Raw genomic sequence first — 13,333 nt, 5'->3', positions numbered from 1 at the left:
CGATCCCACCTTCAGTCCTCGGGCGGCGGCGGCGCGAGCACCTCGCGCGAGCCGTTCGCCTGCAACGGTCCCACCAGGCCGGCCTCTTCCATGGCTTCCACCATGCGCGCGGCCCGGTTGTAGCCGATCTTCAGGCGCCGCTGGACCCCGGAGATCGAGGCCTTGCGGGTCTCGGTCACGATGCGAACCGCCTCGTCGTAGAGGGGGTCCTGCTCGCTGTCCACGCCCGCATCGCCGGCGCCGCCGATATCCGGCATGCCGGGTATTGGACTCGTGGGGCCGCTGAGAATTTCATCGATGTAGTGCGGCTGGCCGGCCTTGCGCAGGTATTTCACCACCTTGTGGACCTCGTGATCGGCCACGAAGGCGCCGTGCACGCGCTCCGGCATGGAGGTGCCCGGGGGCAGGAACAGCATGTCGCCGTGGCCCAGCAGGTTCTCGGCACCCTGCTGGTCGAGGATGGTGCGCGAATCCACCTTGGCCGAGACCTGGAAAGCGATGCGGGCCGGCACGTTAGCCTTGATCAGGCCGGTGATGACGTCGACGCTGGGCCGCTGGGTGGCCAGGATCATGTGGATGCCCGAGGCGCGGGCCTTCTGGGCCAGCCGGGCGATGAGCTCCTCCACCTTCTTGCCGACGATCATCATCATGTCGGCCAGCTCGTCGATCACCACCACGACGAAGGGCAGCGGCTCGAGGTCCGGCGCCTCGACGGGCTTATCCTCGTCCACCAACTCCGGCGGCTCCCAGGTGGGATCCTTCAGCGGTTCGCCCGCATCCGCGGCCTCGCGCACCTTGCGGTTGTAGCCGCCGATGCCGCGCACGCCGAGCGCTGCCATCAGCTTGTAGCGCCGCTCCATCTCGCCGACACACCAGCGCAGCGCATTCGCCGCCTCGTTCATGTCGGTGACGACCGGTGTCAGCAGATGCGGGATGTCCTCGTAGACGGAGAGCTCCAGCATCTTCGGGTCGATCATGATCAGCCGCACGTGCTCCGGCTGCGCCTTGTACAGGAGGCTCAGCACCATCGCGTTGATGCCGACGGATTTACCGGACCCGGTGGTGCCCGCAATCATCAGATGAGGCATGCGTGAGAGGTCCGCCACGACGGAATTGCCGCCGATGTCCTTGCCGAGGGCGAGGGTGAGCGGCGAGGCCATCTCGTCGTAGACCTTCGAGCGCAGGATCTCGCCGAGGGTCACCAGTTCCCGGCTCTCGTTCGGAATCTCCAGCCCGATGTAGGCCTTGCCGGGGATGACCTCGACCACCCGCACGCTGACCACCGAGAGCGAGCGCGCCAGGTCCTTGGCCAGGTTGGAGATCTGGGCGGACTTCACGCCCGGCGCCGGATCGAGTTCGAAGCGGGTGATGACCGGGCCCGGATGGACGGAGACCACCTCGACGTCGATGCCGAAGTCCTTCAGCTTCAGCTCCACCAGCCTCGACATCGCCTCCAGCGCGTCTTCGGAATAGCCCGAGCTCTGCTTCGGCGGGTCGTCCAGCAGGCTCAACGGCGGCAGCTCGCTCGCCCCCGGCGGTTCGAACAGCGGCACCTGGCGCTCCTTCTCCACCCGGCTGCTCGTCTCGAGCGCCGGTATGACGGGCTCGATGCGGGGCTTGGACCGGCTGGCGGTGCGTTTCTTCTCCGCCCGCACCACTTCCTGGCGCTCCTGCTGCGCGCGTCGGCCGCGCGCCCGGTCACGCAGCCGGTCGATCAGTCCGACGAGCCGCTCCCAGGCTTCGAGCGCGAAATGGCCCACATGATCCATCACCGCGAGCCAGGAGAAGCCGAGGAAGACCGCCACGCTGCCGACCCAGACGGCCAGCAGCAGCAGCGTGGCGCCGAGCGTGCCCATGAGCGACTGCAGACCGCCGCCGACCAGCTGCCCGACCACGCCGCCCGCCGTCTCCCGGAGCTCGGCGGCGGCGAAGTGCAGCGTGCCGAGGCCGCAGCTCGTCGCCAGCGTCAGCAGGAAGCCGACGAAGCGCAGCCCGAACTCGGCCCGGTCCAGCGGCTCGGGATTCCGGCGCTCACGGAAGATGAGCCAGCCGGCGAACAGCATCATCACCGGGAACAGGTAGGCCGGCGCGCCGAACAGCATGTAGCTCAGATCCGAGAACCAGGCCCCCACCGTGCCGATGCGGTTATGGATGCGCTCCGCGCCGCCCGCCTGGGAGAAGGCGGGATCGGCCGGGTGATAGGTGGCCAGCGCCACGAACAGGATGATGGCGAGCGCGCCGAAGACCCACAGCGCCGCCTCCCTGAGGGTGCGCACGAGGGGCGCCTGCACGGGCGCGCGGGGGCCGGTGCGTGACTGTTTCAGACGCGTTGCTTTCGCCATAGGGGGAATTATGTCTCGGAAGCAGCCGCCTACGATAGGTCGCCGGCCTGCGCCTTGGCAACTTTGCGGCAACTTCAGCACAACTTCGACGCGACCGGCGGCCGCGCACGGGGATTTTGCCGACCTCGCCCGCAATCCCATAAACTCGGTGTCTCTGATCGACCGGCACCGCCTGGGTTCCCCCAGGCTCCCATAAGGGTTCCGCCCGGTCGCCGACACACCGAGAGCACGAGACGCGGAGCGATTATGACTGAGACGAGACACTGCCGGGTACTGATTCTCGGCTCGGGGCCCGCCGGCTATTCGGCGGCAGTCTACGCGGCCAGGGCCGGACTCGATCCGGTGCTCGTCACCGGCGTGGAACAGGGCGGCCAGCTCATGACCACGACGGACGTCGACAACTGGCCCGGGGACGTGGAAGGCCTGCAGGGTCCCGGCCTGATGGACCGCATGCTCCGCCATGCCGAACGCTTCGACACCGAGATCATCAACGACCATATCCATACCGCGGATATCACACGGCGCCCGTTCACGCTGCACGGCGACTACGGCAGCTACACTTGCGACGCGCTGATCATCGCCACCGGCTCCTCGGCGAAGTATCTGGGCCTGCCGTCCGAAGAGGCCTACAAGGGCCGTGGCGTCTCTGCCTGCGCCACCTGCGACGGCTTCTTCTACCGCGGCAAGCCCGTGGTGGTGGTCGGCGGCGGCAACACGGCGGTGGAGGAAGTGCTCTATCTCTCCAACCTGGCATCGAAGGTGACGCTGGTGCACCGGCGCGACAGCCTGCGGGCCGAGAAGATCCTCCAGGACAAGCTGTTCGCCAAGGCGGACGAAGGCAAAGTGGAGATCGTCTGGGATCACGTGCTCGACGAGGTGCTGGGCGACGACAGCGGCGTCACCGGCGTGCGCATCCGCGACGCGGCACACGAACACGCCACCCGCGAGATCGACTGCGATGGCGTATTCATCGCCATCGGCCACAACCCGAACACGGAGCTGTTCCGCGAGCAACTCGAGACCCGCAATGGCTACATCGTGGTGAAGTCCGGCATCGACGGCAACGCGACCGCCACGAGCGTGCCGGGCGTCTTCGCCGCCGGCGACGTGGCCGACCACGTGTACCGCCAGGCCATCACCTCGGCAGGTACCGGCTGCATGGCGGCGCTGGATGCGGACAAATACCTCGAGTCCCAGGAGACGAACCGGTCCCGGGAGGCCGCGGCTTAAGCCGTGGCCGGCCCGCTGCCACGCGAGAGTGACACCGGCATACGCATCCATGCCGGCATCGACGAGATCGCACCCGCGGCGTGGAATGCGCTGGTCGACCCGCGCTATCCCTTCCTGCGCCACGAGTTTCTGGCGGCGGCCGAGCGCCACCGTTGCGTCTCACCCGAGACTGGCTGGACGCCCCGCCACGTGGCGCTGTACGAAGCCGGGCAACTCCTCGGCGCGGTGCCCCTGTACGAGAAGACCCATTCCTGGGGCGAATTCATCTTCGACTGGGCCTGGGCGGATGCCTACCGCCGCGCCGGGCTCCCCTACTACCCCAAGCTGGTCGCCGCGGTCCCGTTTACGCCGGCCACCGGTGACCGGCTGCTGACCCGCGGCGACGGGGCGCAAGCCCGGCGCGCCGCGCTGGCGGCCGCCGTGGTCGCCCATGCTCGGGAGCGCGACCTGTCGTCGGCTCACGTCCTGTTTCCCGCACGGCAGGAACTGGCCGCGCTGGAGGAAGCCGGTTTCCATGCGCGCAAGGACTGCCAGTTCCAGTGGCGCAACCGGGGCTACGCCGACTTCGAGGATTTCCTGGCCGACTTCAGCTCCGCCAAGCGCAAGAAAGCGCGGCGCGAGCGCCGCCGCGTGGCCGAGGCGGGCATCGGTTTCCGCAACCTGGCCGCCGACGAACTGAGCGAAGCCGAGTGGGCCGAAGTCTTCCGGCTCCTGAGTCACACCTTCATGCGTCGCGGAAACCTGCCGTATCTGAGCCTGGAGTTCTTCCTGGAACTGCGCCGCACACTGCCGGCCGCCCTGCGCGTGATCGTCGCCGAATGCGACGGCGCCATCGTCGCGGCCGCCGTCTTCTATCGTGGCAGCGATACGCTGTACGGCCGCTATTGGGGCAGCGACGACGACTACCACAGCCTGCACTTCGAGACCTGCTACTACCAGGGCATCGAATACTGCATCGCCGAGGGCATCGTGCTGTTCGAGCCCGGCACCCAGGGCGAGCACAAGATTCGCCGGGGCTTCCTGCCGACGGCGACCTGGTCGGCCCACTGGCTTGCGCATCCCCAGTTCGCCGCCGCCGTCGGACGCTATCTGGACGAAGAGCGCGAGCACGTGGACGACTACATCGAGGCGGCTGCGGAACATTCTCCGTTCCGCAGCGACCTCCGGGCCGACTGAAGCGCCCGGCGTTGCCGCGATGTACCGCATCCACTGGCTGTCACGGCACGACCCGCCGGACGCGTTCCCCGACGCCGGACTCGCACTGCGCGATCCGGACGGGCTGCTGGCTGCCGGCGGGGATCTGTCGGTGGAGCGGCTGCTGGCCGCCTACGAACGCGGCATCTTCCCCTGGTACGAGGAAGGCCAGCCGGTGCTGTGGTGGTCCCCGGACCCCCGCGCGGTGCTCCGCCCCGGCGGCTTACACGTCTCCCGGAGCCTGCGCCGCAGCCTGCGCCGGGCGGGCTACAACGTGACCTGGAACCGGGCCTTCCGCCGCGTGGTGACCGCCTGCGCCGAGCCCCGGCCGGGCCAGTACGGCACCTGGATCACCGCGGCGATGGAGGAGGCGTTCGCCGAGCTGCATAGCCGGGGCTGGGCCCACTCGCTGGAGGTGTGGCAGGGCGACGAGCTGGCCGGCGGCCTCTATGGCCTGGCGATCGGCCGGGTATTCTTCGGCGAGTCCATGTTCAGTCGGCGGACGGATGCGTCGAAGACCGCCATGGTCGCACTCGGTGCAGAGCTGGTCCGTCGGCACTTCGCCCTGATCGATTGCCAGGTGGTTTCACCCCACCTGCTCAGCATGGGTGCGGAGACGCTGCCCCGGAGCGAGTTCCTCGACCTCCTGCGGCGCCATTGCGCCCGCCGATGCAAACTCCTCGATGCACCTGCGGAAGCGCTTCCGGCGCGGGTGCTGGCCGCTCCGGGCCGCGTTGCAAACGGGGCCTAGTTTCTGCACAATGCCGGCCTCCCAGAGAACCGAGGTGTGCCGAACACGTGGCGAAAGAAGAAGCCATTCAGATGGAAGGAGTCGTCGTCGAGACGCTCCCCAACACCACATTCCGTGTGGAACTCGAGAACGGTCACATCGTGACCGCCCACATCTCGGGCAAGATGCGCAAGCACTACATCCGCATCCTCACCGGTGACAAGGTCACGGTAGAACTGACCCCCTACGATCTCTCCAAGGGCCGCATCGTCTACCGCGGACGGTAACCTTGTAGGAGGGGCTTTAGCCCCGATCCATTATCGAAAATCGGGCCTGAAGGCCCTCCTACTCCTCCTACTCGGAATCTTCCGGCAGGTGGGCCAGTTCCCGGCGCACCGGTTCCGGCTTCAGCTCCAGGTCGCCGTCCTCGCTCACCCGGATGCGCACGTGCCCGCCTTCGGCCAGCTGGCCGAACAGCAGCTCCTCCGCGAGCGGACGCTTGATCTTCTCCTGGATGAGCCGCGCCATCGGCCGTGCGCCCATGGTCGGGTCGTAGCCGCGCTCGGCAATCCACGAACGGGCCTCGTCGTCGAGTTCCAGCGTGACGTTGTTGGCGGTGAGCTTCGCCTCGAGCTCCACCACCAGCTTGTCGACCACCCGGGCGATGGAAGTGGTGTCCAGCGAGGAGAACTGGATGATGGCGTCCAGCCGGTTGCGGAACTCGGGCGTGAACGTCTTGTTGATGATCGCCAGCGCGTCACTCGAGTGATCCTGCTGCATGAAGCCGATGGAGCTGCGGCTCACCTCGGCCGCGCCGGCATTGGTGGTCATCACCAGGATCACGTTGCGGAAATCCGCCTTGCGGCCGTTGTTGTCCGTGAGCGTGCCGTGGTCCATGACCTGCAGCAGCAGGTTGAACACTTCCGGATGCGCCTTCTCGATCTCGTCGAGCAGTACCACCGAGTGCGGGTTCTTGCTCACGGCTTCGGTCAGCAGGCCGCCCTGGTCGTAGCCCACGTAGCCCGGCGGCGCGCCGATCAGCCGCGACACCGTGTGCCGCTCCATGTACTCGGACATGTCGAAACGCACGAGCTCGATGCCGAGCGAGAGAGCGAGCTGACGGGTGACCTCGGTCTTGCCCACGCCGGTGGGGCCGGCGAACAGGAAACTGCCGACCGGTTTCTCCTCCTCGGTGAGACCGGAGCGCGCCATCTTGATGGACGACGCCAGCGCCTCGATGGCGGTGTCCTGGCCGAAGATGACCAGTTTCAGGTCCCGCTCCAGATTCTTCAGCACGTCCTTGTCGGAGGCGGACACGCTCTTCGGCGGGATGCGCGCCATGCGGGCGACGACGTTCTGGACCATCTCCGCCGTCACCGTGTCGCCCCGCTCGGCCGCCGGTTTCAGCCGCAGATTCGCACCGGCCTCGTCGATGACGTCGATGGCCTTGTCCGGCAGATGGCGGTCATTGATGTGACGCGAGGACAGCTCCGCCGCCGCTTCCAGCGCATCAGTGGCGTAGCGCACGCCGTGATGTTCCTCGAAGCGGCTGCGCAGCCCTTTCAGGATCTCCACCGTCTCCTCCACGCTCGGCTCCGGCACCTCGATCTTCTGGAACCGGCGCGCCAGCGCATGATCCTTCTCGAAGATGCCCCGGTACTCCTGATAGGTGGTGGAGCCGATGCAGCGCAGCTGGCCGTTCGCGAGCACGGGCTTGATCAGGTTCGAGGCGTCCATCACGCCGCCGGAAGCCGCACCCGCGCCGATCACGGTGTGGATCTCGTCGATGAACAGGACGGCACCCGGGTCCTCGCGCACCTCCGCCAGCACGGCCTTCAGGCGCTTCTCGAAGTCGCCCCGGTACTTGGTGCCCGCGATCAGCGCGCCCATATCCAGGGCGTAGATCGTGCAGTCCTGCAGCACCTCCGGCACCTTCTCCTCGACCACCATCCGCGCGAGGCCCTCGGCCAGCGCGGTCTTGCCCACGCCGGCCTCGCCCACATAGAGGGGGTTGTTCTTGCGCCGCCGACAGAGGATCTCCACCGTGCGCTCGATCTCGATACTGCGGCCGATCAGCGGGTCGATACGCCCCTCCTCGGCCAGCCGGTTCAGATTCGTGGCGTACTTCTCGAGCGCCGACGAGCCGCCCTCCGGCTCGACACCGGGCTCCTCCTGCGCCGCCTCGGCGCCCTCGCCGCCTTCGTCACCGATCTTCGTGATGCCGTGGGAGATGAAATTCACCACATCCAGGCGCGTGACGTCCTGCAGGTTCAGGAAATAGACCGCCTGGGATTGTTTCTCGCTGAATATCGCCACCAGCACGTTCAACCCGGTGACCTCCTTGCGCCCGCTCGACTGGACGTGGAAGACCGCCCGCTGCAGCACGCGCTGGAAACCGAGCGTGGGCTGGACGTCGTTCTCGTCTTCCATCGACACCCGCGGGGTGGACTCGTCGATGAATTCCGTGAGTTGCGCGCGCAGCTTCGCCACGTCGGCGTCGCAGGCCCTTAGCACGTCGTGCACCTGGGGCACGTCCAGCAGCGCGAGCAGCAAGTGTTCCACCGTCATGAATTCGTGGCGGTTCTCGCGCGCCGACTGGAAGGCCTCGTTCAGGCAGAATTCGAGTTCACTGTTCAGCATAGTTGGTTCCGACCGTCCTTCGTCGAAGTAGTTCGGGAGGCTCAGGCCTCCTCCATGGTACACAGCAGCGGATGCTGGTGCTGTTGCGCGTAACCGTTCACCTGGGCCACCTTGGTCTCCGCGATCTCGTAGGTGTACACGCCGCACACGCCCTTCCCCCGCGTGTGCACCTCGAGCATGATGCGGGTCGCCTTCTGCCGGTCCATGCCGAACACCCGTTCCAGCACCTCCACGACGAACTCCATGGGCGTGAAATCGTCGTTGATCAGGACCACCCGGTACAGCGGCGGACGCTTGAGTTTCGGCCGGGATTCCTCGACCGCCAGACCGGTGTTGTCCTGCTGATCCTGGTTCGGTGTCTCTTCGCTCATGATCGGGTGGGGAGCTTCCTGCTGTTCGACGATGACGCCCGTGGGCCGGCGATGCCCGACTCCGGATTATATATGCGGCCGCCTGTGCCGTTGACAACCCGTGCCGCCGCACGCTCCCCGGAGCGGGGGCCGGACTGCCGGAGGCCGCATCAGCGCTCCGTTTGCGCCGATTTTTTAGGTAGTTACCACCTTGTTCGGTGATATGCTGACCCTTATCATGCCTCCGATGCGTTAGACGGAGCGGGATGCTCTCCGGGCGGGGGAGCCAGACAAGGCGCAGGGGTGCCGCGCAAACCCATGAATGCGGAAATGAAACTGGCGGAGCTCAAGAGCATGAGCCCTTCGGATGCGATGTCGGCTGCCGGCCGGCATCTGCCCCGGTGGGTGGCACTCGCGCTCGTGATCGCCATCGGCTGGCAACTCGCTTCCATGATCTGGATGCTCGTCCCCGCCAGCGAGGACGACGTCGTCGCGCCGCCGCCGGCTGCAACTCCTGCCCCGTCGGCGTCCGGTAACCGGGTCAGCGGCATCGACGTTGCCGGCATCGTCAACGCGCACCTGTTCGGTGAGGCCTCCGCCGATGCGCCGGCGCCCGTCCAGTCCGAGATCGACGACGCACCCGAGACCCGCCTGAGCCTGACCCTGAAGGGCACGGTAGCGGCAGACGATCCGGCCTACTCACTGGCCATCATCGCCGACAGCCGCGGCGATGAGAAAGTGTATTCCATCCGCGACAGCATCCCCGGCGGCGCCTCGCTGCATGCCGTCTACGCCGACCGGGTGATCCTGAACCGCGCCGGCACGCTGGAGGCGCTGAAGCTGCCCCGCGAAGCCGAGGGCCAGACGATCAGCCGCAGCCGGCAGACGAGTTCCGCGCGCGTCGCGACAGCATCGAGCCGACCCAGCGTGCAGCAGATGATCACGGACAATGCGGTCCAGCTCATGGACGTCATCCGTCCGCAACCCTATTTCGCCGACGGCCAGCAGCGCGGTTACCGGGTGTATCCCGGGCGGGACCGCAAAAGCTTCGCCGCGCTCGGCCTGCGGCCGGGCGACCTGGTGACCGCCATCAACGGCACGCCCATGAACGACCCCCGGACCGGCATGGAGGTATTCCGGACCCTCGGCGACGCCACCCAGATCACGGTGACCGTGGAACGCAACGGTCAGTCCGAACAGCTCACGCTCAGCACCAGCCAGCTGGAACTGGGCGATGACGGAAGCAGATGAAGACGGCAGGGAACATGCATAACGAGAACAGCCACACCCGCAATTCCTTCACGGCGCTGTTGCGCGCATCCCTCGCAGCGGCCGCGCTGGCGGTGTGCGGCCTGGCAGTCGCGCAGAACGCGACGATCACGCCCAACTACAAGGACGCCGACATACGCCAGATCATCGAGGCGGTGAGCGACGTCACGGGCCGCAACTTCATCGTCGACCCGCGGGTGAAGGCGCAGGTCACCATGCTGTCGTCCACGCCGATGTCGGCGGATGCGTTCTACGAGACGTTTCTCTCCATCCTGGATGTCTACGGTTTCGTGGCGGTGCAGAGCGGCAATGTCGTGAAGATCCTGCCGGACGCCAATGCCCGCCAGATACCCGGCGCGGAGACCTATTCCGGGGACGCCGCCAACGACGACATCGTCACCCAGGTCATCGAGGTGCAGAACATCGCCTCCGCCCAGCTGGTGCCGATACTGCGGCCCTTGATCCCCCAGTACGGCCACCTGGCGGCGCATCCCCCGTCGAACATGCTGATCATCTCCGACCGCGCGGCGAACGTCCGGCGGCTGCTGCGCATCATCGGCCGCATCGACCAGGCCGGCGACGAGGACATCGAGGTGGTGCCGCTGGAGCACGCCACCGCCGGCGATGTCGTGCGGGTGCTGACCTCGCTGGCGCAGGCCCAGCGCACGGAGGGGGCGGGCCAGATGGGGCTGGTCGCCGACGACCGCACCAACAGCGTGCTGATCAGTGGCGAGAAGAACCAGCGCCTGAAGATGCGCACCCTGATCGCGCACCTGGATACACCACTGGAAGACGGCGGCAATACCCGCGTGCGCTATCTGCGCTACGCGAATGCCGAGGAGCTGTCCACCAAGCTGCAGAGCCAGTTCACCGGCGCCGGCGCCGGCGGCCAGGGGGGCCAGGCCGCGGCGCAGGGCGGCGGCATCGCCGGCGCCGCAGGAGGCCCGGTACAGATCTGGGCCGACGAACTCACCAACGCGATGATCGTCACGGCACCGCCCAAGGCCATGCGCGCCATCATGGCCGTGGTGGACAAGCTGGACATCCGCCGGGCGCAGGTGCTGGTGGAGGCGATCATAGTCGAGATCACCGCGGACAAGTCCGCGGAGCTCGGCGTGGAATGGGCCGTCGACGGCAGCGCCGACAACAACGCCATCGGCATCCAGAACTTCCCCTCCTCGGGCGTGAATCTGCTCGGGCTCGCCGGGGGAGCCGCCGGCGGCGGCACCGAGGGTGCGGCGAACGCCCTGTCAGGTCTCGGCTCCGGCATCACGCTGGGCGTGGGGCGAATCTCGGAGAACGGAACGAGCTTCGTCGCCCTGCTTCGCGCCCTGCAGGGTGACGCCGACACCAACATCATCTCCACGCCGACCATCGTGACCATGGACAACGAGGAGGCGTCCATCGAGGTGGGCCAGGAGGTGCCGTTCCTAACCGGCCAGTTCACCAACACCGGCGCGAATACCGGCGCCGTCAACCCCTTCCAGACCATCAACCGGGAGAGCGTCGGCACAAAGCTCGAGATAACGCCCCAGATCAGCGAGGGTGAGTCCATCGTGCTGAAGATCAACCAGGAGATCTCGAGCATTGCCCAGGGCGCCACCGGCGCCGTGGACCTGGTGACCCAGGAGCGCAAGATCTCGACCTCGGTGATCGTTGAGAACGGCGGCATCCTGGTGCTGGGTGGCCTCATCGACGACACCATCCGCGAGAGCGACCAGCGTGTGCCCGTACTCGGCAGCATCCCGGTGCTGGGGAACCTGTTCCGCTCACGCTCTACCAATACGGTGAAGGCCAATCTGATGGTGTTCATCCGGACTTCCATCCTCAGGAACCCGGAACAGACGCATATGGCGACCGAGGAGAAGTACAACTACATGCGCGAGATGCAGCAGGAAGAGGGTCGCATCCGCCTCATGCCCGGCAAGACACGGCCGACGCTGCCGCCGCTCGAGACCTACGAGCCGAGCGAGCCGCGCGAGCGTCCCGGCGACATCATGTCCGGGGAGGACATCGACGAATGAGTGAGATGGAGACCACCGAACTGAGTCTGGCCGAGGAGATCCCTGCGACCGAGCCGCCGAAGATCGGCGACCTGCCGGACAAGCGCCTGCCCTTCTCCTTCGCCAAGCGCCACGGGGTGCTGATCCGCGACTACGTCGACGGCAAGGCCGACGTGATCTGCCGGGTCGGCGTCTCGCCGGCGAGCCTGGCGGAGGTGCGCCGCTACGCCGGGGTACCGCTGAAGCTCACCCGCGTGACCGCGGAGGCCTTCGACGCCATGCTGCGACAGGCCTACGAGGGCGGCAGCAACAACGCCATGCAGATGATGGAGGGGCTGAGCGACGACACGAACCTGTTCCAGGTGGCCCAGGAGCTGCCGGAACCCTCGGACCTGCTGGAGAGCGACGACGACGCGCCCATCATCCGGCTGATCAATGCCGTGCTGACCGAGGCGGTCAAGGAGAACGCCTCCGACATCCACGTGGAACCCTACGAGAACCGGCTCGTCATCCGCTTCCGCGTGGACGGCGTGCTGCGCGAGGTACTGGAGACCCGGCGCGCGGTGGCCCCGCTGATCACCTCGCGCATCAAGGTCATGTCGAGGCTCGACATCGCCGAGAAGCGCCTGCCCCAGGACGGACGCATCTCGCTGCGCATCGCCGGGCGCGCCGTCGACGTGCGCGTCTCCACGATCCCGTCCGGACACGGCGAGCGGGTCGTGCTGCGTCTGCTGGACAAGCAGGCCGGACGCCTGGATCTCAATTCGCTGGGTATGGACCAGTCCTCCCAGCGCACCATGGACGAACTGATCCACAAGCCCCACGGCATCCTGCTGGTCACCGGCCCCACCGGCTCGGGCAAGACCACCACGCTGTATGCGGCGCTGGAGCGCATCAACGACAACAGCCGCAACATCATGACGGTGGAGGACCCGATCGAGTACTACATCGACGGCATCGGCCAGACCCAGGTGAATACCAAGGTGGAGATGACCTTCGCCCGAGGCCTGCGCGCCATTCTGCGCCAGGACCCGGACGTGGTGATGGTCGGCGAGATCCGCGACCTGGAGACGGCCGAGATCGCCGTGCAGGCATCGCTGACCGGCCATCTTGTGCTCTCCACCCTGCACACCAACACCGCCGTGGGCGCAGTGACCCGCCTGCGCGACATGGGCGTGGAGCCCTTCCTGCTCTCGTCCAGCCTTATCGGCGTACTGGCCCAGCGGCTGGTGCGCGTGCTCGACGACGATACCAAGGTGCCCTACACGGCTCGGGAGTACGAATGCCGCGTCCTGAAAGCCGATCCCGACAACCCGCCGACCATCTACCGCGCGGGCGACGTGGACGACGGCGGCTTCCGCGGCCGTACCGGCATCTACGAACTGGTACCCGTGGACGATCACATGCGCACGATGATCCACGACGGCGCCGGCGAGCACGAGCTGGAGAAATACGCCCGTAACCTGAGCCCGAGCATCCGCGACGACGGTCGCACCAAAGTCCTCTCCGGCGTTACCACCCTGGAGGAGGTACTCCGGGTCACGCGGGCTGACTGAACCCGCCCGGGACCGGCAA

The 13,333-nt window shown here is 67.1% G+C and carries 10 protein-coding genes; 7 read left to right on the top strand and 3 right to left on the bottom strand.

Going from position 1 to position 13,333, the window contains the following annotated elements; genetic code table 11:
• Nucleotides 1-11: 11 nt before the first annotated feature.
• Entirely contained in the window at nt 12-2,342 is a 2,331-nt protein-coding gene (locus tag ACJMKX_RS01360) for a DNA translocase FtsK (protein ID WP_405220238.1), read from the bottom strand.
• A gap of 246 nt (nt 2,343-2,588) precedes the next feature.
• Between ACJMKX_RS01360 and trxB the strand changes: the two genes are divergently transcribed.
• Genes trxB through infA form a run of 4 tightly spaced genes read left to right on the top strand, consistent with a single transcriptional unit; the run spans nt 2,589 to nt 5,783 of the window.
• A complete protein-coding gene (gene trxB, locus ACJMKX_RS01355; protein ID WP_405220236.1) occupies nt 2,589-3,572 on the top strand; it encodes a thioredoxin-disulfide reductase in 984 nt (327 codons plus the stop codon).
• 3 nt (nt 3,573-3,575) lie between these two features.
• The gene (locus ACJMKX_RS01350) at nt 3,576-4,748 is read left to right on the top strand and encodes a GNAT family N-acetyltransferase (RefSeq protein WP_405220234.1); all 1,173 of its coding nucleotides are present in this window, start codon (nt 3,576-3,578) and stop codon (nt 4,746-4,748) included.
• Between the two features lie 19 nt (nt 4,749-4,767).
• Nucleotides 4,768-5,517, top strand: coding sequence for a leucyl/phenylalanyl-tRNA--protein transferase (gene aat / locus ACJMKX_RS01345; RefSeq protein ID WP_405220232.1), 750 nt, complete (start codon nt 4,768-4,770; stop codon nt 5,515-5,517).
• 47 nt (nt 5,518-5,564) lie between these two features.
• Complete coding sequence (gene infA / locus ACJMKX_RS01340; RefSeq protein WP_405220231.1) at nt 5,565-5,783, top strand: translation initiation factor IF-1; 219 nt, start codon at nt 5,565-5,567, stop codon at nt 5,781-5,783.
• A gap of 67 nt (nt 5,784-5,850) precedes the next feature.
• Here the strand turns inward: infA and clpA are convergent, their stop codons facing one another.
• Together clpA and clpS are read right to left on the bottom strand one after the other, a co-directional pair.
• Nucleotides 5,851-8,136 (bottom strand): ATP-dependent Clp protease ATP-binding subunit ClpA, encoded by a 2,286-nt coding sequence (gene clpA, locus ACJMKX_RS01335; RefSeq protein WP_405220229.1) that lies wholly within the window; start codon nt 8,134-8,136, stop codon nt 5,851-5,853.
• A gap of 41 nt (nt 8,137-8,177) precedes the next feature.
• The gene (clpS, locus tag ACJMKX_RS01330; protein ID WP_405220227.1) at nt 8,178-8,507 is read right to left on the bottom strand and encodes an ATP-dependent Clp protease adapter ClpS; all 330 of its coding nucleotides are present in this window, start codon (nt 8,505-8,507) and stop codon (nt 8,178-8,180) included.
• Between the two features lie 309 nt (nt 8,508-8,816).
• On the opposite strand from clpS, the gene gspC reads away from it, so the two are divergent.
• From gspC to gspE, 3 genes are read left to right on the top strand one after another with little or no spacing between them, the layout of a single operon-like run.
• On the top strand, nt 8,817-9,737 hold the full coding sequence (gene gspC / locus ACJMKX_RS01325; RefSeq protein WP_405220226.1) for a type II secretion system protein GspC: 921 nt from the start codon (nt 8,817-8,819) through the stop codon (nt 9,735-9,737).
• Nucleotides 9,734-11,779 carry a type II secretion system secretin GspD gene (gspD, locus tag ACJMKX_RS01320; RefSeq protein ID WP_405220224.1) on the top strand — a complete coding sequence of 682 codons (2,046 nt, stop codon included), beginning with the start codon at nt 9,734-9,736 and terminating at the stop codon, nt 11,777-11,779. The genes gspC and gspD overlap by 4 nt, the downstream gene beginning before the upstream one ends.
• Nucleotides 11,776-13,314, top strand: a complete 1,539-nt coding sequence (gene gspE, locus ACJMKX_RS01315; protein ID WP_405220222.1) for a type II secretion system ATPase GspE — start codon at nt 11,776-11,778, stop codon at nt 13,312-13,314. The genes gspD and gspE overlap by 4 nt, the downstream gene beginning before the upstream one ends.
• Nucleotides 13,315-13,333 lie beyond the last annotated feature (19 nt).

This window comes from Lentisalinibacter sediminis (assembly GCF_040706615.1).
Taxonomy (GTDB): Bacteria; Pseudomonadota; Gammaproteobacteria; order Steroidobacterales; family Woeseiaceae; genus Lentisalinibacter; species Lentisalinibacter sediminis.
Note: the sequence above shows the minus strand (reverse complement) of the source record. Positions and strands in the feature narration are given on the sequence as shown.